This is a genomic window from Prolixibacteraceae bacterium (assembly GCA_019856515.1).
GTDB lineage: Bacteria > Bacteroidota > Bacteroidia > Bacteroidales > Prolixibacteraceae > Halosquirtibacter > Halosquirtibacter xylanolyticus.
This window is the reverse complement of sequence record CP082230.1, coordinates 2,560,003-2,586,549: the sequence shown is the minus strand read 5'-3', so window position 1 is coordinate 2,586,549 and position 26,547 is coordinate 2,560,003. Positions and strand designations below refer to the sequence as shown.

At 36.0% G+C, this 26,547-nt stretch carries 24 protein-coding genes; 13 read left to right on the top strand and 11 right to left on the bottom strand.

Annotation, left to right across the window (positions count from 1 at the left end):
- Nucleotides 1-730: 730 nt before the first annotated feature.
- Entirely contained in the window at nucleotides 731-2,020 is a 1,290-nt protein-coding gene (locus K5X82_09155) for a DUF5103 domain-containing protein (protein QZT39051.1), read from the bottom strand.
- A gap of 319 nt (nucleotides 2,021-2,339) precedes the next feature.
- On the opposite strand from K5X82_09155, the gene K5X82_09150 reads away from it, so the two are divergent.
- From K5X82_09150 to pruA, 7 genes are all read left to right on the top strand, one after another.
- Nucleotides 2,340-3,692, top strand: coding sequence for a Na(+)-translocating NADH-quinone reductase subunit A (locus K5X82_09150; protein ID QZT39050.1), 1,353 nt, complete (start codon nucleotides 2,340-2,342; stop codon nucleotides 3,690-3,692).
- 51 nt (nucleotides 3,693-3,743) lie between these two features.
- Entirely contained in the window at nucleotides 3,744-4,910 is a 1,167-nt protein-coding gene (locus K5X82_09145) for an NADH:ubiquinone reductase (Na(+)-transporting) subunit B (GenBank protein QZT39049.1), read from the top strand.
- An 18-nt stretch (nucleotides 4,911-4,928) separates the two neighbouring features.
- A complete protein-coding gene (nqrC, locus tag K5X82_09140) occupies nucleotides 4,929-5,633 on the top strand; it encodes an NADH:ubiquinone reductase (Na(+)-transporting) subunit C (protein ID QZT39048.1) in 705 nt (234 codons plus the stop codon).
- Nucleotide 5,634: 1 nt separating this feature from the next.
- Complete coding sequence (locus tag K5X82_09135) at nucleotides 5,635-6,267, top strand: NADH:ubiquinone reductase (Na(+)-transporting) subunit D (GenBank protein QZT39047.1); 633 nt, start codon at nucleotides 5,635-5,637, stop codon at nucleotides 6,265-6,267.
- A 23-nt stretch (nucleotides 6,268-6,290) separates the two neighbouring features.
- Entirely contained in the window at nucleotides 6,291-6,908 is a 618-nt protein-coding gene (nqrE, locus tag K5X82_09130) for an NADH:ubiquinone reductase (Na(+)-transporting) subunit E (protein QZT39046.1), read from the top strand.
- A 43-nt stretch (nucleotides 6,909-6,951) separates the two neighbouring features.
- Nucleotides 6,952-8,217: an NADH:ubiquinone reductase (Na(+)-transporting) subunit F gene (gene nqrF / locus K5X82_09125; GenBank protein QZT39045.1), complete on the top strand. Its 1,266-nt coding sequence runs from the start codon at nucleotides 6,952-6,954 to the stop codon at nucleotides 8,215-8,217.
- 458 nt (nucleotides 8,218-8,675) lie between these two features.
- Nucleotides 8,676-10,313, top strand: coding sequence for an L-glutamate gamma-semialdehyde dehydrogenase (pruA, locus tag K5X82_09120; GenBank protein ID QZT39044.1), 1,638 nt, complete (start codon nucleotides 8,676-8,678; stop codon nucleotides 10,311-10,313).
- A 596-nt stretch (nucleotides 10,314-10,909) separates the two neighbouring features.
- Here the strand turns inward: pruA and K5X82_09115 are convergent.
- Together K5X82_09115 and K5X82_09110 are read right to left on the bottom strand one after the other, a co-directional pair.
- On the bottom strand, nucleotides 10,910-11,524 hold the full coding sequence (locus K5X82_09115) for a hypothetical protein (protein QZT39043.1): 615 nt from the start codon (nucleotides 11,522-11,524) through the stop codon (nucleotides 10,910-10,912).
- A gap of 42 nt (nucleotides 11,525-11,566) precedes the next feature.
- Nucleotides 11,567-11,770, bottom strand: coding sequence for a hypothetical protein (locus tag K5X82_09110; protein ID QZT39042.1), 204 nt, complete (start codon nucleotides 11,768-11,770; stop codon nucleotides 11,567-11,569).
- A gap of 281 nt (nucleotides 11,771-12,051) precedes the next feature.
- Between K5X82_09110 and K5X82_09105 the strand changes: the two genes are divergently transcribed.
- Both K5X82_09105 and K5X82_09100 read left to right on the top strand, forming a co-directional pair.
- Nucleotides 12,052-12,351, top strand: coding sequence for a septum formation initiator family protein (locus K5X82_09105; GenBank protein QZT39041.1), 300 nt, complete (start codon nucleotides 12,052-12,054; stop codon nucleotides 12,349-12,351).
- A 1-nt stretch (nucleotide 12,352) separates the two neighbouring features.
- Nucleotides 12,353-12,940: a YqgE/AlgH family protein gene (locus K5X82_09100; protein QZT39040.1), complete on the top strand. Its 588-nt coding sequence runs from the start codon at nucleotides 12,353-12,355 to the stop codon at nucleotides 12,938-12,940.
- Between the two features lie 95 nt (nucleotides 12,941-13,035).
- Here the strand turns inward: K5X82_09100 and K5X82_09095 are convergent, their stop codons facing one another.
- Genes K5X82_09095 through K5X82_09080 form a run of 4 tightly spaced genes read right to left on the bottom strand, consistent with a single transcriptional unit; the run spans nucleotide 13,036 to nucleotide 16,234 of the window.
- Nucleotides 13,036-13,791: a hypothetical protein gene (locus K5X82_09095; protein QZT39039.1), complete on the bottom strand. Its 756-nt coding sequence runs from the start codon at nucleotides 13,789-13,791 to the stop codon at nucleotides 13,036-13,038.
- Between the two features lie 47 nt (nucleotides 13,792-13,838).
- Entirely contained in the window at nucleotides 13,839-14,450 is a 612-nt protein-coding gene (locus tag K5X82_09090; GenBank protein ID QZT39038.1) for a rhomboid family intramembrane serine protease, read from the bottom strand.
- A 6-nt stretch (nucleotides 14,451-14,456) separates the two neighbouring features.
- A complete protein-coding gene (holA, locus tag K5X82_09085; protein QZT39037.1) occupies nucleotides 14,457-15,458 on the bottom strand; it encodes a DNA polymerase III subunit delta in 1,002 nt (333 codons plus the stop codon).
- Between the two features lie 5 nt (nucleotides 15,459-15,463).
- A complete protein-coding gene (locus K5X82_09080; protein ID QZT39036.1) occupies nucleotides 15,464-16,234 on the bottom strand; it encodes an AMP nucleosidase in 771 nt (256 codons plus the stop codon).
- A 156-nt stretch (nucleotides 16,235-16,390) separates the two neighbouring features.
- Between K5X82_09080 and K5X82_09075 the strand changes: the two genes are divergently transcribed.
- On the top strand, nucleotides 16,391-16,846 hold the full coding sequence (locus K5X82_09075; protein QZT39035.1) for a type I restriction enzyme HsdR N-terminal domain-containing protein: 456 nt from the start codon (nucleotides 16,391-16,393) through the stop codon (nucleotides 16,844-16,846).
- Here K5X82_09075 and K5X82_09070 read toward each other — a convergent pair.
- Nucleotides 16,825-17,376, bottom strand: a complete 552-nt coding sequence (locus tag K5X82_09070; GenBank protein QZT39034.1) for a GNAT family N-acetyltransferase — start codon at nucleotides 17,374-17,376, stop codon at nucleotides 16,825-16,827. The two genes, K5X82_09075 and K5X82_09070, sit on opposite strands and share 22 nt — an antisense overlap.
- 6 nt (nucleotides 17,377-17,382) lie before the next feature.
- Nucleotides 17,383-18,003: a recombination mediator RecR gene (gene recR / locus K5X82_09065; protein QZT39106.1), complete on the bottom strand. Its 621-nt coding sequence runs from the start codon at nucleotides 18,001-18,003 to the stop codon at nucleotides 17,383-17,385.
- A gap of 377 nt (nucleotides 18,004-18,380) precedes the next feature.
- Between recR and K5X82_09060 the strand changes: the two genes are divergently transcribed.
- Together K5X82_09060 and K5X82_09055 are read left to right on the top strand one after the other, a co-directional pair.
- The gene (locus K5X82_09060) at nucleotides 18,381-20,219 is read left to right on the top strand and encodes an ABC transporter ATP-binding protein/permease (protein ID QZT39033.1); all 1,839 of its coding nucleotides are present in this window, start codon (nucleotides 18,381-18,383) and stop codon (nucleotides 20,217-20,219) included.
- A gap of 723 nt (nucleotides 20,220-20,942) precedes the next feature.
- Nucleotides 20,943-22,148 (top strand): L-serine ammonia-lyase, encoded by a 1,206-nt coding sequence (locus K5X82_09055; protein ID QZT39032.1) that lies wholly within the window; start codon nucleotides 20,943-20,945, stop codon nucleotides 22,146-22,148.
- Nucleotides 22,149-22,177: 29 nt separating this feature from the next.
- On the opposite strand, the gene K5X82_09050 is transcribed toward K5X82_09055, so the two are convergent.
- Together K5X82_09050 and K5X82_09045 are read right to left on the bottom strand one after the other, a co-directional pair.
- On the bottom strand, nucleotides 22,178-23,896 hold the full coding sequence (locus K5X82_09050; protein QZT39031.1) for an ABC-ATPase domain-containing protein: 1,719 nt from the start codon (nucleotides 23,894-23,896) through the stop codon (nucleotides 22,178-22,180).
- Between the two features lie 66 nt (nucleotides 23,897-23,962).
- Complete coding sequence (locus K5X82_09045; GenBank protein ID QZT39030.1) at nucleotides 23,963-24,457, bottom strand: leucine-rich repeat domain-containing protein; 495 nt, start codon at nucleotides 24,455-24,457, stop codon at nucleotides 23,963-23,965.
- A 220-nt stretch (nucleotides 24,458-24,677) separates the two neighbouring features.
- On the opposite strand from K5X82_09045, the gene K5X82_09040 reads away from it, so the two are divergent.
- Nucleotides 24,678-25,949, top strand: a complete 1,272-nt coding sequence (locus K5X82_09040; protein QZT39029.1) for an adenylosuccinate synthase — start codon at nucleotides 24,678-24,680, stop codon at nucleotides 25,947-25,949.
- Nucleotides 25,950-26,547: the final 598 nt, after the last annotated feature.

Genomic DNA, 26,547 nt, shown 5'->3' with positions numbered 1-26,547 from the left:
ATGTAATATATATATAAGTTGATTTAAATATATATTATTTAACATTTGTATTGATGGAGTATCGATTAGACTTCTGTTAATCCGATAGTCGTGTTTGGATGATATTGATCTATTAAATGTCATATTATCAGTGTTATGAATTTGTGCTGATAACGAGCTGTGGACGAAGGTTTAATAGATTTGTTTGTCGAGATATATAGAGCTATTTAAGATAGTATTAGGCTATTGTTGTTGGCAAATAATTTGTGTTTATATAGTTGTTGTGTCATATTTTAAGTTTGGGTTAGATTTCTGTGTGAATGATAGGTGTTTACTTTTTAATTTTATTTGGGGCTGTTGAGGACAATTTGATATCAGAAGCACCTATGCTATTGTCGGACCTTTATATGTTTTTTTGATATTCATGGACTGGATATATGATCATCGAATTTACAGTCCTCTTGTCTCTTTGTGATCTATTCTCAGCAATTTGTATTGGGTTATTCAATGTAGTACTTTCAGATTTTTTTGAGGAAATATGGGATTGAAGTAAATGGCTCGTCTCTTCTGTCCTATAATTAACCCAGGTTTTTGTGATGGTAAAAATAGAGACGTAAATAGAAAGGTTGTTGGACTCGCCTTGGATGCTATATTATCCATTCAATAAGGTGTAATGCAGGTGAGATTACTAAAAATGAGAGGAGGCATTGTTCTTTTGTTCTATGAATAGCCTCCTATGTGATACTTATAGTTACTTTCGGCTATTTAGAGAAGTAAATCCAACCAACTGAGAATATCTTGATCCTATTGGAGAGTAGAAAACCCATATTTGATATTGATTCTCTGTTTCGATGTGATCGCCTTCGAACATTTGTAGGTTGATATCTTTATCCTGTGCTGTTTTGTAGCCATAAGCGTAGTTGTAGATTCCTTCTTTTAAGAGAATATCAGCAAAATACCCTCTATGCTCTTTTACACGGAACATCATGTTTTCTTTGGTGGTATCCCAATCGGTGAGTGCGCCAAAAACATATATCCCATCTGCAAGGTCTACAGGAACGTCTAGATTAAAATGGACAAATATATAGTCTGCTTGTGTATTGGGATTGGTGGTTCTATCTGCAGTAATGGTATAGGCTCCATTAATATCAGTATTGGTCTGATAAACACTTCCTCTGTTCATCCCATCCATCTCTAATGTTGCATGATAGAATGGCGCGATATATTGCATGTTGTTTACATGAAGGTTTACCGACTTCTCATCTCGAATAGTGAAAGCTCTAAATTCATTTAGTGGCGAGAAGAATAGGTTCTTGTCATTTTGATATTTTAGGTTTTCATCGTCCCTAAAAGTATAGTCAACTTCACGTGCAAGGTCCCATCTTGCATTTTGGGTTACAACTACATGAAGTTCATTTTTCGGATCTGTGACGTTCAATTTCTCATAGTTGAAACTGAAATTTACCTCTTGTTTGCGTCCTCCATCTCGAATAAGGTTTGAATTGATTACTTGAGCTGAGATATCAAGAACTGGAGCTATAACTTGAAACCTCCTTTGGAACAGAACAATATCATCTGCTAGGTCTGCATCATAGAATTGTATGATGTAGTTTCCTGTTTGGGTAATGCGTACATCCTCATTTGGTATAGTGAGTCTGTAATGTGTGTATGGTACTTGTGTGTTTTCGGAATTATAATAATCATATATTTCGTTCATCTCCATACCTTCCAAATAGTCTGTGAAGATATTATCTAGAGGTTTCCAATCCCAGTCACATTGAGTGATTTTGTAGGCGAAATTACGTGGGTCGTTCTTTAGATCATCAAATGACAAGAGTAATTTCTTACTACTATTAAGTAGTAAAAGAGGCATACTTAGATCGTCTCCTTGATGAAAAAACTGCACTGTCTTAATATTCTTGTCTGCAATATAGTTTCGATATTCTTTTTGTTCGAAGTAGTTCTTCTCTTGGGCAAATAATGCACAAAAATGACACATGAACAGTAGTGTGATGAGGCTTTGGAACAGAAGGTTTTTCATTTTTATATGGTTGTTGAATCTTAATAAAAGAGTATAAAGTAGCTTATTTTTATGTTGTGAGACATTTGAATTGATTCATTATCAATGTGTAATGAGCTATTTGTGCGGTAAATATAAAATTTTTATGTAGACAAAATAACGATACGCTACGTAAAAAAGGATAAATCTATAGTATAATAAACTACATGTGCAATAGGCAAGGGGGTTAATTAAGGTAAAATTGAACAATTTTATAACATACTCTGCCTACTTTTCTATTGGGTTTCTCGGTACGAATTTAGTATCTTTGTGCGGCAAATTAAAAAATTAATTCATTGCGATGTCAAACGTTATAAAGCTTAAAAAAGGTTTAAATATTCCGCTTCAAGGTGAGGCTGAGAAGACGATGAAAAAAGCGTCTCCAAGTCAAACCTATGCGATTAAACCAACTGATTTCCCTGGTTTGACACCAAAACTTTCAGTAAAAGAAGGAGCAACAGTGAAAGCTGGTTCTCCTCTATTCTACGATAAAAGTAATCCTGAAGTGAAATTCACATCTCCAGTGAGTGGTGAAGTGGTAGCTGTGGTTCGAGGAGAGCGTCGTCGTATTTTGGAAGTGGTGGTGAAAGCCGACAATGAAATCGTGTACGAAGAGTTTCAGAAAGGTAGTCCTTCTTCCTTAAAGAGGGAAGAGATTAAAGAGAGTCTACTAACTTCAGGATTATGGCCAATGTTGAAGATGCGTCCTTACGGTATCGTAGCGCGTCCAGCAGATACTCCTAAAGATATTTTCATCTCATGTTTTGATTCCGCGCCATTAGCTTCGGATTATGAATTTGTTCTAGCAGAAGAGCAGAAGCATTTTCAGGTAGGTATTGATGCTTTGTCAAAATTGACAGATGGATCTGTTCATTTAGGATTGCCAGCCGATTCATCGAATAAGATGTTTGGAGCGATTCAAGGAGTGAAGACAACTAAATTTTCTGGACCACATCCAGCAGGTAATGTTGGAGTGCAAATTGCTCATATCTCCCCAATAAACAAAGGAGATATCTATTGGACTATTGCTCCTCAGGATGTTGTGAATATCGGTCGTTTGTTCGAGAAAGGTATTTATGATGCCAAACGAGTAATCGCTCTTACTGGATCTCCATTGAAGTCTCCGGAATATGTGGAAACTTTAATTGGTGCTAACATCTCTTCCGTAATGCAAGAGAGTATTGATGCTGAGAATAATCGTATTATTTCTGGAGATGTATTGACTGGTACTCAGGTGGAAATTGATGGACATATGTCTTTCTATTCAAATCAAGTAACGATTCTTCCAGAAGGAAACTACTATGAGATGTTTGGATGGGCTTTACCTGGTCTTGGTAAATTTAGTCCTTCTAGAACATTCTTTTCTTGGTTAGGTTCTAAGGCTAGAAAGTTTACGATGGACACCAACTTCCACGGAGAAGAGCGTGCGTTTGTAGTTACAGGTGAGTATGAGAAAGTTCTTCCTATGGATATTCTTCCAGTTCAGTTGTTTAAATCAATCTTGGTCAATGATATTGATAAGATGGAACAACTTGGAATATATGAAGTGATTGAAGAGGACATTGCTCTATGTGAGTATGTATGTACTTCTAAGATCGATATCCAGAAGATTCTTCGCGATGGTATTAACACAATGATCAAGGAGTTAGGATAGGGATAGAGAGCACTTTACTCTTGTCTTATTCTTTTGAATCAATATTAGAATATGAAAGCATTAAGAAACTGGATTGACAAACAGAAACCGCAATTTGAAAAAGGCGGTAAGTTACATATGTTCAAATCTGTATTTGGTGGATTTGAGACATTTTTGTTCGTGCCAAATCATACAACGAAAATAGGATCGCATGTAAGGGATTATACAGACCTTAAGCGTACTATGTCTATGGTGGTATTGGCATTGATTCCTGCCCTGTTGGTAGGGATGTATAATATTGGTTATCAACACAATCTTGCTGTAGGTGCAACGGCTTCTTTTATGGAGACTTTTTTCTACGGTTTTTTGCGTGTATTGCCAGCAATAATCGTATCCTATGGTGTGGGTCTTGGCGTTGAATTTGTCACGGCACAGTTGAAAGGGCATGAAATTCATGAGGGATTCCTAGTGAGTGGATTGTTGATTCCGATGGTGATGCCAGTAAATACACCTTTGTGGATGATTGCTGTATCCGTAGCATTCTCTGTTGTTTTCTGTAAAGAAGTATTCGGAGGAACAGGAATGAACATTTGGAACCCAGCGTTGGTTGCACGTGCATTCTTGTTTTTTGCTTATCCTTCGCAGATGTCAGGGGAGTCGGTATGGGTTTCGCTCGGAGGAGAGAAAGCTATCGATGCATTTTCTGGCGCGACGCCATTGGCAAAAGCAGCTGAGGCTGTAACGACAGGAACTTTGGATCTAGGTAATTTTTCACCAATGGATGCGTTCTTAGGGTTTATCCCAGGATCTATTGGAGAGACTTCTACATTGGCTATCTTGATTGGAGCAGTGATTCTAATTTGGACAGGTATTGGAAGTTGGAAGATTATGGTATCGACTGTTTTAGGTGCATCGTTCGTTGGAATCTTGATGAATCTATTTGGAAGTAATCCTTATATGACAGATATGCCATTCTGGTATCACTTTATTATTGGTGGATTTGCATTTGGTGCGGTATTTATGGCTACTGATCCTGTTTCTGCAGCACAAACAGAAAAAGGAAAATGGTATTATGGATTTATTATTGGTGTTCTAGCTGTAATTATCCGTGTTATGAATCCAGCATATCCAGAAGGTATGATGTTAGCAATCTTATTAATGAATACTTTTGCTCCGCTTATTGATCACGGTGTTGTTTCCGGAAATATCAAGCGTAGATTAAAACGTGCAAAAGCTTAAACCTATTAATTTAGTAAAATGGATAAGAATAGCAATTCATATACGTTTATCTATGCTTCGGTAATGGTGGTCGTTGTTGCAGCCATTTTGGCATTGGCAGCAGTAAATCTTAAGCCTTTCCAACAGAAAAACGTAGCAATAGAGAAGAAACAAAATATCCTTAAGTCGGTAAATGTAATTGTAGATGCTTCTAATGCAGAAGTTAAATACAAAGAAGTTATCAAGGAAGCTTTTGTTGTAAATAATAAAGGAGAGAAAGTAGAGGGTGATGCATTTACTGTAAACCTAAAAGTTCAGTATTCTGAGAAAGATACATCTAAAAAATTGTTGCCAGTTTTTGTTGCTCAGACCGATGCTGGAAAGAAGTATATCATTCCATTGTATGGAGCAGGTCTATGGGGACCTATCTGGGGATATATAGCATTGAATGATGATATGAACACAATTTATGGTGCAACATTTGATCACCAAGGTGAGACTCCTGGTTTGGGTGCCGAGATTGCTGCCCCTGCTTTTCAGAAGCCATTCAAAGGGAAAACAATCTTTGATAAGTCAGGTAAACTTGTGTCAATCATTGTAGCTAAAGCTAGTGAGAAATCAATAGTGGACCCTGCACATAGTGTGGACGCTATTTCTGGTGGAACTATTACATCGAAAGGGCTTCAAGCGATGGTAGGTGACGATCTTAAGTTGTATGAGAACTTTATCAAAAAAGTAAAATAAGATGAGTCAATTATTTTCAAAGAAAAATATAAAGCTGCTTACTGATCCTATCGGCAGTAAGAACCCTATCACAACTCAGGTTTTGGGTATCTGTTCTGCTTTGGCGGTAACAGCTCAGCTAAAACCAGCGATTGTCATGTCTTTGTCTGTAATGGTTGTATTGGCCTGTGCAAACGTGATTATTTCGTTGTTGCGTAATACGATTCCTAATCGTATCCGTATTATTGTTCAGCTTGTAGTTATCGCTGCTTTAGTGATCTTGGTAGACCAAGTATTGCGTGCATTTGTTTATGATGTAAGTAAGCAGTTGTCCGTGTTTGTTGGTTTGATTATTACAAACTGTATTTTGATGGGTCGTATTGAGGCATTTGCATTAGGTAATAAGCCAGGTCCAGCATTCTTAGACGGTATTGGTAACTCAGCGGGTTATGCGTTAATTTTGATTATTGTAGCCTTCTTCCGTGAATTATTGGGATCAGGAACTTTGTTGGGATATCATGTGATTCCTCAATGTTTTTATGATCTAGGTTATTCAAATAATGGTATGATGATTCTACCTCCAATGGCATTGATTACTGTTGGTGTGATTATCTGGGTACAACGTAGTTATGACCGTAAATTAATTGAAGATTAATCGTTTTAAAGTATTATATACAAATGGAACATTATATTGATTTATTTATCAAATCGGTATTTATCGATAACATGGTATTTGCATACTTCCTAGGAATGTGTTCTTACCTAGCTGTGTCGAAAAAGGTAAATACAGCGTTTGGATTAGGACTTGCGGTTATCTTTGTATTGGGTATCACTCTTCCTGTGAACTACCTATTGGAAACTAAAGTTCTTCGTCCAGGTGCACTGTCTTGGTTAGATCCAAGTTTTGCTGAAGTGGATTTAAGCTTCTTGTCTTTTATCATGTTTATCGGAATTATTGCTGCAATGGTTCAGTTGGTAGAGATGGTTGTGGAGAAGTTTGCTCCAGCTCTTTATTCTAGTTTAGGTATCTTCCTTCCTTTGATCGCAGTAAACTGTGCGATTCTTGGTGGATCTCTTTTTATGCAACAAAAAGAGTTCGTTAACATCGGAGAAGCTACTGTTTATGGTCTAGGATCTGGTGTGGGTTGGTTACTTGCTATTGTTGCTTTGGCTGCAATTAGAGAGAAGATCCAGTACTCGAATGTACCTGCTCCTTTGAGAGGATTGGGGATCACCTTTATCATCACAGGATTGATGGGGATCGCATTTATGGGATTTATGGGAATCAAACTTTAATCCTAAGTAAGATTTATTAACGACAGAATAATAAAAAGATAAAATGATACTACTAGATATAAGCCAATTGAAAGTGGTTATAACGAGTGTCGTGATCTTCCTTTTAGTGATCCTTCTTTTGGTAAGTTTGCTTTTATATGTAAAGAAAAAGCTTACTCCAGAGGGAAAAGTAAAGGTGGATATCAACAATGGTGACCAAACAATTGAGACGGAACCTGGTGCAACTCTATTGAGTACACTAGGAAATGAAAAAATTCTTCTTCCTTCTGCTTGTGGTGGAGGTGGTACATGTGGAATGTGTCGTCTTCAAGTGGATAGTGGCGCAGGATCAATTCTTCCTACTGAAACAGGTTTCTTTACAAGAAAAGAGCAAGCAGACAATTGGCGTTTGGCTTGTCAGGTGAAGGTAAAGGAAGATATGGATATCCGTGTTCCTCAAGAGGTAATGGGAGTTAAGAAATGGGAGTGTGAGGTTGTCTCTAATGACAACGTTGCCACCTATATTAAGGAATTTGTAGTTAGGCTACCAGAAGGAGAGACTCTAGATTTCCAATCGGGTGGATATATTCAGATTGACGTTCCAAAATGTGACGTTGATTTCAGTAAATTTGATATTTCTGATGAGTATAAGCCAGAGTGGGATCAGCATGGTATCTTTGATCTTAAGATGGTTAACCCTGAGCCTACATTCCGTGCTTATTCAATGGCTAACCACCCTGCAGAGGGTAACATTATCATGTTGAATATCCGTATTGCAACGCCTCCTTTTGATCGTGTAAACGGCGGTTTCCAGAAGATTAATCCAGGTATCTGTTCTTCATATATCTTCTCTTTAAAACCAGGAGATAAGATCACGATTTCAGGACCTTATGGAGAGTTCTTCTTGCATGATGATGATCAAGAGCGTATGTTTATTGGTGGTGGTGCAGGTATGGCGCCAATGCGTTCTCACCTGTTCCATATCTTCAATACTGTGAAAGATACGACTCGTAAAGTTACTTTCTGGTATGGTGCTCGTTCATGGAGAGAGGTGTTCTACTATGAGCAGTTCCGTGAGATAGAGAAGAATTTCCCTAATTTTGAATTCCATTTGGCTCTTTCTGATCCACAACCAGAGGACAACTGGGAAGGACCAACAGGATTTATTCACAACGTTATTTTTGAGAATTACCTACGTAATCATGAGGCTCCTGAAGATATCACATACTACATGTGTGGACCTCCAATTATGAACTCATCTGTTGAGAATATGTTATTCGACTTAGGTGTTGAAAAAGAAAATATCCACTTTGATGATTTCGGAAGCTAATACTTCTTTGTCAAAGTAAGAATATATGAAGGCTGTCTCTTATGAGATAGCCTTTTTTTATATAGATCTGTCAGGGGTGGGTGATTTCCTAGGGTAATACATTGTTTTAATATGATATAATAAGTTTACCTCATTAAAATAGGGGTACTACTTTTATATGCCAACTATTGGTAGGACCAATATTAGTTAACATAGTTTGATATTGATCTTTTTTGATCATCTTTTGGTTTTGTATGTCGTTGTTTTCATAAACATAAGATGTTTTTTATTTGTTTAATTAGTATTATTAAATTGTTAACTATTCTTTCATTTTGAATTTAAATAGCCCCATAAAATAGGTATGTATAAGTAGAATGTGGTGTCTGTATGATTTTTGTTAGTAAATATGGATTGTGAACTATATACCTTTGTTATAAAGTATTTAACCCTAATTAAGAATTACTCAAAATATTACAGTTATGACAGATGGTTTTTATAGAGTACCCAAAGCTACTAATGAACCCGTTTATACATATGAGCCAGGAAGCCTAGAGAGAAAAAGACTACAAAAAGCAATTTATGAATGGAGATCTGAGTTGGTTGAACTACCAATGATTATTGGAGGACAGTCCGTCTATTCAGAAAATAGAGAACAGATACGTCCACCTCATGATTTAGCACACCTTCTTGGTTATTATCATATAGGAGAAAAAGAGCATGTTCAGATGGCTATAGATGCTTCTTTAGAGGCAAAGCCAGCATGGGAGACCATGCCATGGCATCATAGAGCATCTATTTTCTTAAAAGCGGCTGAATTGATTAGCGGACCTTATCGATATAAAATTAATGCAGCAACCATGTTGGCTCAATCCAAAAATGCTTATCAGGCAGAAATTGATGCAGCATGTGAACTGGCCGATTTCCTACGTTTTGGGGTACAGTGTATGTCCGAGATATATGCGATGCAGCCAGCTTCATCAAAAGGTATTTGGAACTATAATGAGTTTAGACCTTTGGAAGGTTTTGTTTTTGCTTTGACTCCTTTTAATTTTACTGCTATTGCTGGAAACCTACCTGCGGCACCTGCAATGATGGGAAATACAGTGGTGTGGAAAGCATCGAAGACTGCGATCTACTCTGCTCATGTTGTAATGGAGATTTTTAAGAAAGCAGGTCTTCCTGATGGTGTTATCAACCTAGTTCATAGTTCAGGGCCAGATACTGCTGATGTCGTTTTTAATAGTCCTGATTTTGCTGGAATTCACTTTACTGGATCTACTGCTGTTTTCCAATCGATATGGAAAACTATTGGAAATAATATATCAAAGTATCGTTCATATCCGCGTATTGTCGGAGAGACAGGAGGGAAAGACTTTATCTTTGCAGCACCTAGTGCAGATACAACAGAAGTAGCTACTGCAATTGTACGTGGTGCATTTGAATACCAAGGACAGAAGTGTAGTGCAGCATCTAGAGCTTATATTCCTCGTTCTATGTGGAGTCAACTACAAGAAGAACTTACCAAACAGTTGAAATATATTAAGGTTGGTCCTGTAGAGGATTTCTCTAATTTTGTAAATGCAGTAATTGATCAGGCAAGTTTTACTAAGCTTGCAGGGTGTATTGATAAGGTGAAAGAAGATAAGGATGCTGAAATTTTCTGGGGAGGAACCTATAGTGAAGAGAAAGGTTTCTTTATTGATCCAACTATTGTCGTTGCAAAGAAACCAGACTATTTTACTATGAAAGAGGAGCTGTTTGGTCCAATTATTACTCTGTATATTTATGAAGACGAAGATATCGATAGTATGGCATCTTTAGTCGATACGACTTCAATGTATGCACTGACTGGAGCTATCTTAAGTAACGATAGGTATGAGATTGACCGTTTGGTGAAAGCATTACGTCATAGTGCAGGTAATTTCTATATTAACGATAAGCCTACAGGAGCTGTTGTTGGACAACAACCTTTTGGGGGTGGACGTGGATCTGGAACGAATGACAAGGCAGGTTCTGTGTTTAACCTATTGCGTTGGACATCGATTAGAACGATCAAAGAGACTTTTGTCCCTGCAACACACTATATGTACCCAAACTTTAGACCTGAAATAGAATAATACAAGTATATTATTGAGATACATAAAAAAAGGGGTTCGAGATGAAGCCCTTTTTTTATGTATCTCAATGGAATATGTTTTTTGTGCATAATGACTCTAGCAGTTGAACTGTTCTAAATCAAAATGCTTCCGTATTGTTTTTTTTCATAGTAATGATGTTTTAGCATTGCTTACGACTTAGTGTAGCTGCTATTAAATGGATGGTATTTGTGTCGATTTTCCTACAAAACAAATAATCGGAGGAGGTAATTGTTTAATATAGAGGTTGTCTTCGTAGAAATGAAGTTAGTTCAATTTACACAGAAAGTCAATGATTATATCTCCATTGAGTTATTAAATTTGTTCTAAAGCACTATGGTTGTTATAGTATATGGCTTTGCCTTTAATCCTATGTCAATATTCATTGAGGAATGGATCACTATCGTCTTGCTTACTTATGGGTTTAAACTATATGTTTGGTTGTTTTCGTAGCAAGTGGTTGATATAATGATAAATGGAAGAAGCATCAATGTAATAATTAATCAGAATGAGGAAATAATTTCCCCATTCTGACTGTTAAAGTACGATACAATCAAACCATCGATCCTATATTAGGTTTAATAGATCGGTGTATTTTTAGCAATATTGCTTGCATCTTCTGGATAATATGCATGACGAACAAAGGTGCATTTAATGTTGAGTTTTAAGACTTTATTGGTTTTAAAATCATAACAATCTATTAATGCATATGCTGTTAGTTTTCCGTCTTTATAAATAATATTGGAAATATCTCCTTCTCCATGATTATTACTATCAACTTCAAGACCTGTTGAAGTAAGTAATAAGAAGTCATTATCTATATTCTCTCTTGATTCAAATGATGCCCTCCAACTTAAGGCGTAATTGAAGTGAGGTTTATTGATCTTTGAAAAAGGATCATATTCGACATTTCGAGGGATATTGATCTCAATAGTAGATCCGATAATCGATGTCATCTGTTCCTTTTTTGTGTATCGTATCGGATTGCCATTATATCCTTTTTCGTATTGATAAAGAAGGGAATTGAAATCTTGTCCATCATCATTAAAATCAATAGATCTATTCGATACCATCTCTACTAGTTGATATGAGCCAAAAGCTGATTTTGGCAATTCCTTAGATACGGGCAGTTCGTCTTTACTACATGAGTATAATACAAGTAGTAGTAGGGGTAAAAAAAATATTCTTTTCATTCTGGTCTTATTACAAACATTATTTTATTACCAAAATCTGTATTACATTGTTTCTATTGCTTCGTCGTTGTATACTGCTTTAGAAAGAATCTTAGCGAATTTTGTTTGTGCTTCGCTCTTAGAAATAGTAGGTAAAATCTCAAAGGCAATAGCATCAACAGTTTTACTTGTTATTTCCAATGCTTCTTGCTGGCATAATATCATACTCACAATTAATATATTAAGAGAAAGAAATAGTCTTTTCATAATAATTTATAGATTTAACAATATGTAGTGCTACTAATGTATTGGGAAAAATAATATTTAGTGTTTTGTTATGTGCTTTAAATGTTTAAATATGTATAAGGGTAGTGATTTTGTTGCTATTGTGAAGCTAATTTTAATGAATGGAGTGTACCTTGTTCTTCTATAATGAACTGAACTTTATTTAGATATTAGGATCGTGGAGAGTAGTGTGTTTTTATGGAATTGAGACTAATAAAGTCAACCAATCGTTGTATCTTCGTGTTATATTATTAAACAAGACTATGTTAAGATTAAAAGCAAAGTATCGTATTACATCACGTTTTGCATTCTTTTCTGTATTTGTTGGATTCCTTTTTTGGAGTTTCTTTTTAGATTCACACTCTTATATTGCTTTTAAACGACATGAAAAGGAGTTGAAGCAGCTAAAGAGGGTCCATGAGCAACATAGAATTTCTATTGAGAAGAATCGACAGCGTTTGAAGGAGTTGTCGGAAAATAATGGTGACTTAGAGAAATATGCAAGAGAGCGTTTCTATATGAAGAAACGGCATGAAAAGGTATTCGTTGTAATGGAAGAATGATATGAAGATATTTAATAAGGACTTTCTTGAGATAAATAATTCCGATTCTTTTAAACAAGGATCTTTTATGATTGCGGAGCCATTTATGGTAGGTCGATTCTTTTCACGTTCCGTGATTTACATTGTTGAAAGAACAGATGAAGGGATCGTTGGTTTTGTGTTGAATCAATTGGTTCCTTATAAGGCATCGGCTTTGATTGATGGCTTTCCTGATACTGATTGTGATCTTTTTTATGGAGGACCTTTAGATACGGATCGTTTGTTCTATATTCACACTCTTGGGGATATCTTGAGTGGAAGTGTTCAAATAGAAGAGGGACTTTATTGGGGTGGAGATCTTGAGGAGTTGAAAAGTATGCTTAGTAGCGGTTATGCAACAAAAGATAATGTGAGATTTTTCCTCGGTTATTCTGGTTGGTCTGAAAAGCAATTAAAAGACGAGATAGAGATGAAGAATTGGAAAGTTATAGCTCCGGGTATGATCTCTGTATTTCCACCTAGTATTATGCTTTGGGAGGATACTCTAACGCAATTAGGTGAGCATTATTCGAGTTGGAAATATTTCCCGCGTCACCCATCTCTGAATTAGATTGTGAGTAATGTGGCTTTAGTTGGATAAAGGTTGTGATAAGATAAACCTGATTATCTGGGTGACATATGAAACAAGTAGTCTGTATTCTGTTTTTATCTATGATGTTCATAGAGCCACCTAAAGATGTTTTTACTTGTAATACTAAAAAATCTTCTCTGCCCCATGGCTAAAATCCACTGTAATCCATTGGCGTTATCTAGTATAAATATTTCATCTGATTGTAGTAACTCTTCTTCAGAAATAAAGCTTCGAACTGTAACTTCTTTAATGTAGTTCCGTACCACTTGACTTGATATACTGTTAATATGTTTCAGGTCTCCGATATAGGTTGTTTTTTTTGCTTTGACAATAAAAAAGCCTCCTCTAGATGTTTCTATTATATGTTTTTGATGGTCTAATATAAATAGTAGATCATATCCCATGTCAGATGCCATGGCATTCATAGAGGACCATATTTTCTGATGACGATACCAATATGGAAGATGTAGAAGGTCTGGAAAGCTTTTTACTTCGGACCACCATCCTTCTTTCTTGGTTTCCCAGAAAGAGGTGGTTGGATGAAAGAGTTGAATACAATAATGTTGGTTGGAAAGGATTGTTACCTTGGCTATTGTATCAGACACTTCATTCTGTTTTATTGTTCTCAAAAGCTCTCTTTCAAAGCGCACATGTGTTGATATAGAGTCAGGAATGGATAATCCCATAACACCTGACTTTCTAATAAGATCAGCCCATATGGGATTAGAGAGAATAAAATTTTCATCAGTGTATCGAATACACACCTCCACATTATGATCCCAATGAAGATGGTCTGGAATAGATATCTTCGGTTCATTTCTTGGGACCATAATCCCATCATAATTGATATATCTTTCAGAGGGGTGTTGCATTGAAATTAGAACTGCTGAATGAAATGAGTAAGAAATTTATTGAAGTTAATAAATAACGGATAGATAAAACCAAATAGAGCACCTGTTAGATGTGCATAATGCCCAACATTATCGCTGTTTTTCTGTCCCATATAGTAGCTATAATATATGTATCCGGCTCCAAAAAGTACACCTGGAATAGGTAATACTGCAAAGAAATATATTTTCCCCCAAGGGTTTAAGAATATAGAGCAAAATAGAATTGCAGAAACGGCACCAGATGCTCCTACTGCATTATAGTGTGGATTGTCTTTGTATTTAATAAGATCTACAATAGATGAAATAGGTAGTGATAAGACAAAAAGAAGTATGTAATATATTGATCCTAAGCTTCCAAAATTGCCAATGAAGAATCCTTCTACATTTGATCCAAATGAATAAAGTACTAATAAGTTTATGATTAGATGATTCCAATCTCCGTGAACAAAAGCATGTGTGAATAAACGATAGTATTCAGACTTATGAACTATTTTATATGAGTTAAATTCAAGTTTCTCAAATAGAGACATGTCTTGAAAAGAGTAATATGAAACAATTCCTATGGTAATACAAAGCAGTGTAGTAATAGATAAAATCATAATGAATTAAATGTGCATTATTTTATAAACTAATTCTTTCAACAGATCCCCTTCAGTAGTATTCGTTGGTGCTCCACCTTTTGAAAGTCGGTCATATTCACGAAGCAGGCCGATAATTGCTACGACATTACGTATGTTATAGTTTCTTGCAGCTTTAGAGTATCCAGTCAAGAAGAAAGGGTGTACACCCATAAATCTTGCTAGTTCATCCTTTGATTTCACCTTGGCATAGTGCATCATAAGAAGCTTTTTGAAATAGTTATATAGAACAGCAATGTTCGCAGCAAAAGGATATTGTTTTGGGTTTCCACCCATATGATTTACAATAAGATTTGCTTTTACGACATCTTTTGTTCCAATAGCATCTTGAAGCTCAAAACTATTGAACTCTTTACTGATGCCAATATTCTTTTCAACATTTTCAAGGGTAATCTTATCTCCAGGTTTAATACCAATACTTAGTTTATCGATATTGTTGGAAAGTTGAGCTAGACTGTTTCCAATAGATTCTGCAATAAGCATCGTTGCTTTTGGATCAATAGTGTATCCCATGGATTTTACTCTGCTATTTATCCAATTGGGTATATCACTTTCGTAGGGTTTTTTTGCATCAAATAGCACCCCATTTTTTTTGATAGTCTTCGCAAGTGCCTTTCTCTTATCGATATTCTTATAACGATAATTGATGACCAATATAGTACTTTGAAGAGGATTCTTGCAGTAGGAATCTATTGCTTCAATGTTACGAATATTTTGAGCCTCTTTTACAATGATTAGTTGGTGTTCAGACATCATTGGAAATCTTTTGGCTGCAAGCATTATTTCATTAACATCAGTGTCTTTACCGTAAAGAGTCGTTTGGTTAAATGCTTTCTCATCTTCGGTTAGTACTGTGCTTTCAAGCTTGTTGGTGATTTCATCAATATAGAAAGACTCCTCTCCTTCTAAAAAATAGATAGGAGAGAATTTCTTTTGTTCAATATCTTTTAAGATATTATGAAAACTCATAACGGTTAAAATTTAAGGTGTTTTACAGATTCTCCACCGTCACGAAGTACTTCGAGTGCACTAATACCAATACGAATATGTTCTTCTACATAGTTCTCTGTTACTTTTTTATCACTGCTCTCTGTTTTAACTCCATCTGAAATCATCGGTTGATCAGAAACTAAAAGAAGTGCTCCTGTAGGTATCTGGTTTGCAAAGCCAACAGTGAATACTGTAGCTGTTTCCATATCCACAGCCATCGCTCTTGTTTTGCGTAAATATTTCTTGAACCTTTCATCGTATTCCCAGACTCTTCTATTGGTGGTTAACACGGTTCCAGTCCAATAATCTCGATTGTAACTTTTAATTGCTGACGAGATTGCTCGTTGCAAGCTAAATGCTGGTAATGCAGGAACTTCTGGTGGAAGATAATCATTTGATGTACCATCACTACGAATAGCTGCAATAGGCAAGATAAGGTCTCCCAAATCATTCTTCTTTTTTAATCCGCCACATTTACCTAAAAATAATACAGCCTTTGGGGAAATAGCACTAAGTAGGTCAAGGATTGTTGCAGCATTTGGGCTACCCATTCCAAAGTTGATAATGGTCATGTCATTCGCAGTCGCATTGGGCATAGATCGACCTTCACCTTCGATCTGTACATCAAATAGTTTAGCAAATACTTGTACATAGTATTGAAAGTTGGTGAGAATAATATATTCACCAAAAGTATCTAGGTTTTTTCCAGTATAACGTGGAAGCCAATTTTGTGTTATCTCTTCTTTGGTCTTCATACTTAATTCATTTTTAAGAAATTATCATGTAATATCTATTAGGTATGACAGATAGGACACAATAAGGTTTTCTGTTTGTGCAAAGAAACTTATTTTTGTCTATATTTTACAAGTACATCATAATAATAGCAACTACCAAAAAATATAATATTTAAAATGATCCAATTAAATCTTCCAAAGGCAAAGTTACGAGGCAAAAAGCAGGATGACAAACCTTATGTATGGGATATGTTTAGATCAAAATATGTTCGTCTTACGCCAGAGGAGTGGGTCCGTCAGCATTTTGCTCACTATATGGTTAATCATCTTGAATATCCCGCATCCTTAATGGTTATTGAATATGCAACTAAGGTCAATGGTTTGGATAGAAGGAGTGATATCGTTGTTTTTAATAACAAGAGAACACCTGTATTAGCAGTAGAATGTAAGGCTCCTTCTGTTAAAATAACGCAAGATGTCTTTAATCAAATCGCAAACTATAATCTAGACCTTAATGTGGACTACCTTGTGGTAACCAATGGACTTAACCACTATTGTTGTAAGCTAGATCGAAAGAATCACCGTTATGATTTTATCGAGATGATTCCTCCTTACTCAAACTTTCGTTGTTGAAATGGTGTGATCTTCTGAAATAGCAATTGATCCATCCATTTACCTCCTCTTCGTATCCAATCTTTTTTTGTTGAGGTGTGTTCAAAGTCTAACCTCTCGAAGAGTTTAATACTTGCACTATTGTCATCTGTAACGGTTGCATAAATCTGATGTAGACCTAAAAAATGGAAGGCATATTTCTCAATTGCCTCTAGTGCCTCTGTTGCATAACCTCTTCTTTGATATTTGTTTGAGAAAATTAGGATTCCAATTCCCGCTCTTCGATGAAGAGGATCAAAATCATAAAGATCGACTGCCCCAAGTACCTCTTTTGAGCTTTTCTCTTCAATAATAAGTCTCAGTTGTTGGGCCGCAAAGATATCATCATTGATGGTCTCAACATACTGTTTGAGAACATAACGAGAAAATGGGATAGAACTTTGTCCTACTTCCCATAGTGTTGTATTGTTCTCCCATTGATACAATGTGTCAATATCTTCAGGTTCAACAGGTCGTAGATTTAGGTGGTGTGTGTCAAAAAAAGATTGCATAGACTTTTATATGGATGGGTCAAAAACAGAACGATTCGTAATAGATTTTCCTAGTGTGATAGTATCAGTATAATAAAGTTCATCACCCACAGAGACGCCTCTAGCAAGAACGGATATTCTTATGTCAAACGATTGAAGTTTTTTGTACAAATAAAAGTTTGTAGTGTCTCCCTCCATTGTAGTACTTAGAGCAAGAATTACCTCTTTGATCGATTCGTTCTCCATTCTTGATATTAGACTATCTATCTCAAGATCTGCAGGACCAATACCATCCATTGGAGAGATTGTTCCTCCAAGAACATGATATCTTCCATTAAACTGACTCGTATTTTCAATGGATAAAACATCCCTGATGTTTTCTACAATACACACTGTTTGTGTATCTCTCTCTTGATCTTCACAAATACTACAAACTTCTCTATCTGAAATATTTTGACAAATACTACATTTTTGGATATTAGCCCCCATTGTGATAAAGGTTTGCCCAAACTTATTAAGTGCAGGTTCTCCCTTCTTTAGAAGGTGTAAAGCCAAACGTAATGCTGTTTGTTTTCCAATACCAGGTAATTGAGATAGCTCTTCCACTGCTTTGTCTAGTAGAAAAGATGAATTGTTTGAATGGTTCATCGATATTCCAATAATTGAGTGATGAAAGTAAAATGCAAATATAATCATTTACGACTAGATTCTCTTTTTTTTATCCATAATCACAAATAGGGATTGCCGAACTGCTTTATTTTAAATTAATGAACCCCTATTCAGTTATCATTGCTTATGAACCAAAATGAATATGAATAGAAAAGGAAGGAATTGATCTTCTTCATAAGATTTGTGGTAGGTTCATTAGAAACATTATTTCACATGTTGATGATGTGTCGTGATTCATTGAATATCTTGAATACTCTTCATATAATTATATTACTTTTGTGAGGTTTACTGAGAAAAATAAAAATGAAATTGAGAAGGAACAAGGACGTAGGACCTTGTTTAAATACCATAAAAACATGAAATATATTTTAAGTGTATTCAAACGATATCTTTCTCCCTACAAGGGGAAAGTGTTTTTGACTTTTTTTTATAATATTTTAGGTGCATTATTTGGTGCCGTTTCTTTTGCATCGTTTAGTCCTATACTAGGTGTTCTGTTTAAGACTCAAAAAATGGTGACTGATCCAGGCCCATTTGTTTGGACTTCTATCGATAGTTATAAAAACCATTTAAATTATTATGTGACAGAACTGATGAGTGTTTCTGCACCTGCCACTGCACTTCTATATATTGGACTGTTTATGGTGGTTATGGTCCTTCTGAAAGTAGGATTCACTTATATGGCAATTTACGTGATGGTCCCGCTTAGAAATAATGTCGTAAGAGATATTCGAGTGTCACTATATAAAAAGATAACAAGTCTACCTATTGGTTTCTTCTCTGAAGAACGAAAGGGAGATATCATGGCACGTATGACTGGTGATGTGGCTGAAGTTGAGGCATCGGTGATGAACTCATTGGAGATGTTTTTTAAAAATCCAGTGATCATTATTGTATCTCTATCAGTAATGATTACGATGAGTTGGCAATTGACTCTATTCGTTTTTGCACTCCTACCAATTGTTGGTTATTTTATTGGAAAAGTTGGTAAGAGTCTAAAGAAGCCTTCAATGAAAGGGCAGAATAAGATGGGAGAGATCCTTTCTCGTATTGAAGAGACATTGACAGGACTTCGTATTGTACAAGCGTTTAATGCTGAGAAGATGGTGCGTAGACGTTTCTATGAAGAGAGTACTGATTATCGTAACATCATGAATGATTTGATGTGGAGAAGGGCTCTTGCACATCCTATGAGCGAATTCTTAGGAACAGGAGTTATGATCATTGTTTTATGGTATGGAGGTAGCTTGGTGCTGAAAGGAGATAATCCACCATTGTCTCCAGAGGAGTTTATTACCTATTTAGTGTTTTTCTACTCAATCATAAATCCTGCAAAAGCTTTTAGTACAGCATTATATAGTATACAAAAAGGTATGGCATCGATGGAACGTATAGATGCAATACTGGATGCAGAGAATAAGATTATCGATGGTAAAACCGAATTTCCTATTGAAGGTTTTAAAGGTGAGGTTGCTTATGAAAATGTATCTTTCAAATATAATGACAATGGTCCACAGGTATTGAAGAATGTAAACGTAACGATACAAAAAGGACAAACCGTTGCTTTTGTTGGTCAATCAGGATCTGGAAAATCAACTCTTGTAGACCTTCTTCCGCGTTTTTGGGATGTTCAAGAAGGTAGGATTACTATCGATGGTAAGGATATCAAAGAGATGACAATCCACTCTTTGAGAGATTTAATGGGAAATGTGAATCAAGAACCTATCCTGTTTAATGACTCATTCTATAACAATATTACATTTGGTGTAGAGGGTGCAACGATGGAGCAAGTTATAGAAGCAGCGAAGGTGGCTAATGCACATGAGTTTATTGTTGCAACAGAAGATGGTTATGAATCAAACATTGGAGATCGTGGAAACAAGCTGTCGGGAGGTCAAAGACAACGTCTTTCTATTGCTCGAGCTGTTTTAAAGAATCCTCCTATTATGATTCTCGATGAAGCAACTTCAGCTTTGGATACTGAAAGTGAAGTATTAGTGCAACAAGCTCTAGATAACTTGATGAAGAATCGAACATCTATTGTGGTTGCACACCGCCTCTCTACTATTCGCAATGCAGATCTTATCTGTGTCTTTGATAAGGGAGAGATCGTAGAGTTTGGTAATCATCATAAGCTATACGAAGATGATAAGATCTATCGAAAACTGGTAGATATGCAATCACATAATAGATAAATCTGAGTGTAAAGTCTGTTTGTCTATTTATATAAACAGGTTAAGGATATATTTAAAGATGGGTAATAGGCCGTTGAAGCTTATTACCCTTCTTCTTTTTACTATGGATTAATGCAAATGGATAGAGATTACAGGAGCATGTATATTGAGAATATTGGGATGTGATTGTCGTAGACTATAGTGCAGAACTGGAGCTCAGTGTTTCTAAAGGGATCAACAAAGACCGTGAATTATCCTGTTTATGTTGCTTCCTGTTCTTATGAAACCTTGGATAGGAAAGGTGCTTCTACTTTAGGAGATAAACTGATATCTTAGATAGGGTTTCCTTCGTAGTTTATTGATACTTCAAGGATACTTCGTTGATAGTTCATTCATCAAAAATGATAAATAGATGGATATACTATTGTCATGCTGTGGATTTGATGACGCAAAAAGAGCTATGAATTCATAACGACATATGGTCATGTTATTTTTGATGAAAATATTAAATCCTCTCGTTTGAAAAGTTTAATGCTACAATATGCAATCATCTAAAGGTAGTACTTGGATTGTAGAATATATCGTTGTATTTATGATTTGATTGTAACGATATATCTTTACTTTAAATGATTGGAAAGTGTCATTTATTTAAAGTAATTCAAACCTTTGTTGTATTGTTGGAGTTAAAGATGTAAAATTGTTACTTGCAATAGGAAAATTAGGAATCAATCACTTAGAAAATAAATGGAATCGATAAGAGAGATTTTTCGTATTGGTAATGGACCTTCATCAAGTCATACGATGGGGCCGATGAAAGCAGCGGAGATGTATAGGTCTCGATTTGCAGATGAGAGTCAATTTCGTGTGACTTTATATGGAAGTTTGGCAGCAACAGGAAAGGGACACCTTACTGATTGGGCAATTGAAAAAGTCTTTAACGATAAAGATCTTGAAATCGTCTGGGAGCCAGATGTTTTTCTTCCTGAGCATCCAAATGGAATGAAGTTTGAAGTAATGAAAGATGGTATATGGAGTGATGAATGGCTCTCTTTTTCCATTGGTGGTGGTGCGGTCGTGGATGATATTTCACAAGGAGCTACTCCATCTATTTACCCTCTAGGTACGATGGATGAAATTCTAAAGTGGTGCTATGATAATGGGAAACAGATTTGGGAGTTTGTAGAGGCATACGAATCGGAAGATATTTGGGGTTATTTAGAGGAAGTTTGGGAGGTAATGAAAGCAGCTATTGAGAGAGGACTCGATGCTGAAGGTACATTGCCTGGTATAATTAAATATCCTCGAAAAGCAGCGAGTTATTATACGAAGGCTCGTAATTTTGAACGTACTATGAAGAAACGTTCTATGGTATATGCATTTGCATTGGCTGTTTCCGAAGAGAATGCTGGAGGTGGTCAGATTGTTACAGCGCCAACTTGTGGTGCCTGTGGTGTGGTTCCTTCAGTTCTTTTTCATATGCAGAAATATGAAAAGATTTCTGATGTTCGTATTATCAGGGCTTTGGCTACCGCTGGATTGATTGGGACTTTGGTAAAGAAGAATGCATCGATATCTGGTGCAGAGGTTGGTTGCCAAGGTGAGGTTGGAACTGCTTGTGCAATGGCATCTGCAGCTGCAACACAGCTGAGCGGTGGATCGATATTTCAAGTAGAATATGCAGCGGAGATGGGGCTAGAGCATCATCTTGGTTTAACATGTGATCCTATTGCAGGACTTGTTCAAGTTCCTTGTATTGAACGGAATGCTTTTGCCGCAGCAAGGGCACTAAGCCATAAAAACTATGCGATGTTATCAGATGGACGTCATATGATAAGCTTTGATAAGGTAACCATCACGATGAAGCAGACTGGTGACGATCTTCCAAATCTGTACAAAGAGACTTCTGAAGGCGGTTTGGCTCATTTTCATGGAATTAAAGGTGCCAACTAATGTAATAATCATTGACTAGAGTAGCTTAGCTACTCTGAGTCATGGTGATATTTTACACTTCCGAGTCGATTGAATGCAGCCATTAGCTCTTGTTTGCGGAACATGGCATAACTTCCGATTCCTTTGGGGCCAAGAATGTTAAGTCCTTGCTTTGTAAGGTCTTCAATAATCAAATCAGCAATCTCATTAAGCGATCTTTTCCCATCAATGTATTTCATCGCGTAAACTAGGCTATCACTAATACTACGTAGTTGACTCTCTGAGATCAATTGGTCCACATAAGATAGGTCTACTTCATCGCTACCGAAGAGAATCTTCGTTTTACTTACAGGCTTTACTTTTCTTGTTCCCTTATGCTTAAATCCCTCTAGAATAATTGGAGATGGGACCCTTTTTGAGAAAAAAGATTTTGGTGCAGATGCTTTTACAATGGCAGGTCCACTTTGTGCGATATCGTGTGCTTGAATTGTCACATCAATGGCATTGTACTCTTCCATACATATGACGTAATCTGCTTGGGAGAAATAGTCACCAGAACCACCCATCACCAAAATAGTAGAACACTCTTTTTGATCATATAAGTTACGTACTTGTTGAATAAATGGAGTAATTGGTTCTTTTTGTCTTGGAACTAGTTTTTCCATCTGTGCATCACGAATCATGAAATTTGTAGCTGAGCTATCTTCATCTAGTATTAAAAGATCCGAGCCAGATTCTAAAGCTTCAATAATATTCGTAGCTTGTGAAGTTGAACCCGAAGCATTGCTTGTAGAAAAATTACGGGTGTCAATACGTTGGGGTAAATGATGTATGAAAGCGGAAATATTGACGTGATTTACAGCTCTACCATCTTCGGCTTTGATTTTCATCGCATCCTTTCGTGTAATAACACGTTCTCTACCATCTCCTGGCCTATGGTTGTAAACGCCTAATTCGATAGCCTTCAATAGGGTTGACTTACCATGAAAGCCTCCACCCACAATTAGTGTGATTCCCTCTGGGATTCCCATACCCCAAACTTTTCCAGCATTAGGAAGAGTTACACTTACTTCATAAGAAGAAGGCGAAACAAATGGTACTACATGTTCATTGTCAGAAGGACGATCATCTGAGCCACTCATTCGTGGTAACATCGACTGGTTCGCAACGAAAGCTACGAGTTTTAACTCTTTTAGGTTTGCTCTTAAATGGTCTGCATCTTCATTGATTTCAATATACTCCATAAGAAGAGCAAGGTCGATGTTTTCGTATAGAAGAGTCTCTTCAACAAGTATAGGAATTTCATCGAAGAATATAGCTAAAGCTTCTTGTGATGCGATACGACGTCCATAGGCAGGAAGACCAACAGTGAATCGTACTTCAATGTGTGTCTCATCTGCTACAATACTACTACGATCAAGGATCTCTTGATGAGGAGAATCAATACTTATACGTCCACTTTTACCACTACCTCTGTGACCTTGAGTAAAGTGATAAATTGCTTTTGCAAACCTTCGCGTAAGGAAATCACAGAATCCAACTCTACGGCTAGAGTTCGAATCAAGATGGGATGGGAAGCCAAATTTCTTTCGGTCAATACGAATGGTAAGTCGACTGGGAGATGCAAAAGGATCACTCTGAACATGGTCAATCGATAGAGTAAACCCTTCATGTTTGTAATGATATTTTCCTGTTATATTTTTGTAAGCCAAATATCCTTTTCCATCAATAGCGGTAAGTTCTTGGCGTAAATGATCGTCGTAATGCATGTTGTATAATAACAGATTAAAAGGTTCCTTAAAAGTAGAATGATGACTTTAAAAACAATACTTATTTTACTTTCTTTTCTTCGGTTTCTTAGAGTATCTAAAATAACGAAGTTTCTTCATCATCGGTACATAGTTTGGTGCATCATGAATTCCAGTGCCGACTACATTAATGAGTCGAAGGTTTTCACAAGACCAAAGCACAGGAAGATCTGTTAAATTGGGATTTCCACTTAAAAGAAGCACTTCTAGCTTAGTACATGAGGTGATGATAGGGTCAATCTCTTTAAGGTTGTTGTTTCGTAGAGATAAAACTCTTAGATTAGGAAGATTACTTATCCATAATGGTAACTTCTCGATGTTATTGTCATCAAGAATAAGTATCTGTATTTCACGACGATTAGCATCAATTGGGAATTTCTTGTACCCATTGTAGCTCCCGTCATATACGATGTATTTACCACCATATACACCTCGGCCAGAAAGTGTTTTTACTTTATTTTGTCCATATGAAAGAGAGACAATGAGTAAGCAAAAAATGTTTAGTAAAATAGTTCTAGTCATACGATGTGATTTATTCTTCCATGTAATCATTAACAAAGGTAACATTTTTGCAATAGAGAAACAACCAGCCAATAAATGGAGACAGAAGGGATTATTGATGTTCTATTTTCACTGTAGCCATATCATGTGATATACGAAACAACATTAATTTAACATCAATATTGAAAAACATTTATTAATTTTGTCTGTAATTTTTTGTAAATAACTCAGAAAAATAAAGATGAAAGTCGACGTTTTATTAGGTCTTCAGTGGGGAGACGAAGGAAAAGGAAAACTTGTTGACGTTTTAACACCGCAGTACGATGTTATCTCTCGTTTCCAAGGAGGTCCAAATGCAGGACATACTCTAGAGTTTAATAACATAAAGCATGTGCTTCATACAATTCCATCAGGAATCTTTAGGGAAAATAAGATTAATCTGATTGGTAATGGAGTCGTGATGGACCCGGTGATATTCAAGAAGGAGATTGAAGGGATTGAGAAGTTAGGTATAGACATTACTAAGACATTAATTATCTCTAAGAAAGCACACCTAATTTTACCATCACATCGTCTTTTAGATGCCGCATCAGAAGCAGCAAAGGGGAAAGCTAAGATCGGTTCGACGTTGAAAGGTATTGGTCCAACTTATAGAGATAAGATTGGTAGAGATGGTTTACGTGTTGGAGATATTCTTCACAATTTTGAAGAGAAGTATCAGAAACTTGTAAAACAACACGTAGAGCTTCTAGAGAAGTTTTATCAGTTTGATTACAAAGAGACTTTAGAATCGTATGAAAAGGAGTGGTTAGCTTCTATTGAGACGCTTCGACAGTTTCAAATTGTAGATAGTGATCATATGCTTAACCAAATGATGAAAGATGGTAAAAGTGTGATTGCTGAGGGAGCTCAAGGAACTTTATTGGATATTGATTTTGGTTCATATCCATTCGTTACTTCTTCTAACACGATTTCGGCAGGAGCATGTACTGGTTTAGGTATTGCACCAAACAAAATTGGTAATGTCTATGGAATCTTTAAAGCCTATTGTACTCGTGTAGGTATGGGGCCTTTTCCAACGGAATTATTTGATAATGATGGAAAAGAGTTGCGTGACAAAGGACATGAGTTTGGATCAACAACTGGTCGTGAAAGACGCTGTGGTTGGTTAGACCTTGTAGCTCTAAAGTATGCTATTATGGTGAATGGGGCTACGGAACTTATCATGATGAAAGCAGATGTCTTAGACGGTTTTGATCATATTAAAGTTTGTACTAAGTATGTAATTGGTAGTGAGGAAACCGTGGATTTCCCTTACGAAATTACTGAAGATCTGATTCCTGTATACGAAACATTACCTGGATGGAAGTGTGATCTAACAGGGGTGAATAAAAAAGACGAACTTCCACAAGAACTACACGATTATGTGAAGTTTATTGAGGATTACGTTGAGGTGCCAGTAACTATTGTTTCTGTTGGTCCTGATAGAGATCAAACGATCCGAATTAAATAAGTATACATATAACTCTACGAAATATAATAAAGAGCAACTATCTAATAGTTGCTCTTTATTTTTACTTTTATACCATAAGAATAAGATGATATTATAGATCTATTCAGAAACTTTAGATCAATTAAACCTAGGTATAATAGAACTTATTGTACTTGTTGTATCTCAGAGATAACTCATCTTTGGTTTATGATAGTATTCGATCTTATTCCTACCTGTATCTTGAATGTTAATTTATCGAATATTTGTAAGATGGATTAATGTTGTTGTGAAATGAATGGAAAGAATAAAACAAGCCTTTTGTGAAGGTATGGTAATATAAAAAGATATTTCCTTTTAATGTTTTGTTTGTGCTCATACGACTTTAAAGGTGAAAAGAGTTGTTTCATCTTATAAAACAATAATTTTATCAAATAATTTATTATGAGTTAAATTTTATACTTTTATTTATTGAGTAACATAATAATCTAAATATATTATTGTTAATTTACACTGTCTGTATTTAGACAATTTGTTATGTAGTAAAAACTGAAAGATTAATCATCAATTATAATCCAATGCAACCTTCAATAGTTGAAGATTGTGGTAACAAAAATAATAA

What these genes read in the sequence shown, in the direction of transcription:
- K5X82_09155 (QZT39051.1), bottom strand. Translation starts at nt 2,020, where the DNA reads ATGAAAAACCTTCTGTTCCAAAGCCTCATCACACTACTGTTCATGTGT.
- K5X82_09150 (QZT39050.1), top strand. Translation starts at nt 2,340, where the DNA reads ATGTCAAACGTTATAAAGCTTAAAAAAGGTTTAAATATTCCGCTTCAA.
- K5X82_09145 (QZT39049.1), top strand. Translation starts at nt 3,744, where the DNA reads ATGAAAGCATTAAGAAACTGGATTGACAAACAGAAACCGCAATTTGAA.
- nqrC (QZT39048.1), top strand. Translation starts at nt 4,929, where the DNA reads ATGGATAAGAATAGCAATTCATATACGTTTATCTATGCTTCGGTAATG.
- K5X82_09135 (QZT39047.1), top strand. Translation starts at nt 5,635, where the DNA reads ATGAGTCAATTATTTTCAAAGAAAAATATAAAGCTGCTTACTGATCCT.
- nqrE (QZT39046.1), top strand. Translation starts at nt 6,291, where the DNA reads ATGGAACATTATATTGATTTATTTATCAAATCGGTATTTATCGATAAC.
- nqrF (QZT39045.1), top strand. Translation starts at nt 6,952, where the DNA reads ATGATACTACTAGATATAAGCCAATTGAAAGTGGTTATAACGAGTGTC.
- pruA (QZT39044.1), top strand. Translation starts at nt 8,676, where the DNA reads ATGACAGATGGTTTTTATAGAGTACCCAAAGCTACTAATGAACCCGTT.
- K5X82_09115 (QZT39043.1), bottom strand. Translation starts at nt 11,524, where the DNA reads ATGAAAAGAATATTTTTTTTACCCCTACTACTACTTGTATTATACTCA.
- K5X82_09110 (QZT39042.1), bottom strand. Translation starts at nt 11,770, where the DNA reads ATGAAAAGACTATTTCTTTCTCTTAATATATTAATTGTGAGTATGATA.
- K5X82_09105 (QZT39041.1), top strand. Translation starts at nt 12,052, where the DNA reads ATGTTAAGATTAAAAGCAAAGTATCGTATTACATCACGTTTTGCATTC.
- K5X82_09100 (QZT39040.1), top strand. Translation starts at nt 12,353, where the DNA reads ATGAAGATATTTAATAAGGACTTTCTTGAGATAAATAATTCCGATTCT.
- K5X82_09095 (QZT39039.1), bottom strand. Translation starts at nt 13,791, where the DNA reads ATGGTCCCAAGAAATGAACCGAAGATATCTATTCCAGACCATCTTCAT.
- K5X82_09090 (QZT39038.1), bottom strand. Translation starts at nt 14,450, where the DNA reads ATGATTTTATCTATTACTACACTGCTTTGTATTACCATAGGAATTGTT.
- holA (QZT39037.1), bottom strand. Translation starts at nt 15,458, where the DNA reads ATGAGTTTTCATAATATCTTAAAAGATATTGAACAAAAGAAATTCTCT.
- K5X82_09080 (QZT39036.1), bottom strand. Translation starts at nt 16,234, where the DNA reads ATGAAGACCAAAGAAGAGATAACACAAAATTGGCTTCCACGTTATACT.
- K5X82_09075 (QZT39035.1), top strand. Translation starts at nt 16,391, where the DNA reads ATGATCCAATTAAATCTTCCAAAGGCAAAGTTACGAGGCAAAAAGCAG.
- K5X82_09070 (QZT39034.1), bottom strand. Translation starts at nt 17,376, where the DNA reads ATGCAATCTTTTTTTGACACACACCACCTAAATCTACGACCTGTTGAA.
- recR (QZT39106.1), bottom strand. Translation starts at nt 18,003, where the DNA reads ATGAACCATTCAAACAATTCATCTTTTCTACTAGACAAAGCAGTGGAA.
- K5X82_09060 (QZT39033.1), top strand. Translation starts at nt 18,381, where the DNA reads ATGAAATATATTTTAAGTGTATTCAAACGATATCTTTCTCCCTACAAG.
- K5X82_09055 (QZT39032.1), top strand. Translation starts at nt 20,943, where the DNA reads ATGGAATCGATAAGAGAGATTTTTCGTATTGGTAATGGACCTTCATCA.
- K5X82_09050 (QZT39031.1), bottom strand. Translation starts at nt 23,896, where the DNA reads ATGCATTACGACGATCATTTACGCCAAGAACTTACCGCTATTGATGGA.
- K5X82_09045 (QZT39030.1), bottom strand. Translation starts at nt 24,457, where the DNA reads ATGACTAGAACTATTTTACTAAACATTTTTTGCTTACTCATTGTCTCT.
- K5X82_09040 (QZT39029.1), top strand. Translation starts at nt 24,678, where the DNA reads ATGAAAGTCGACGTTTTATTAGGTCTTCAGTGGGGAGACGAAGGAAAA.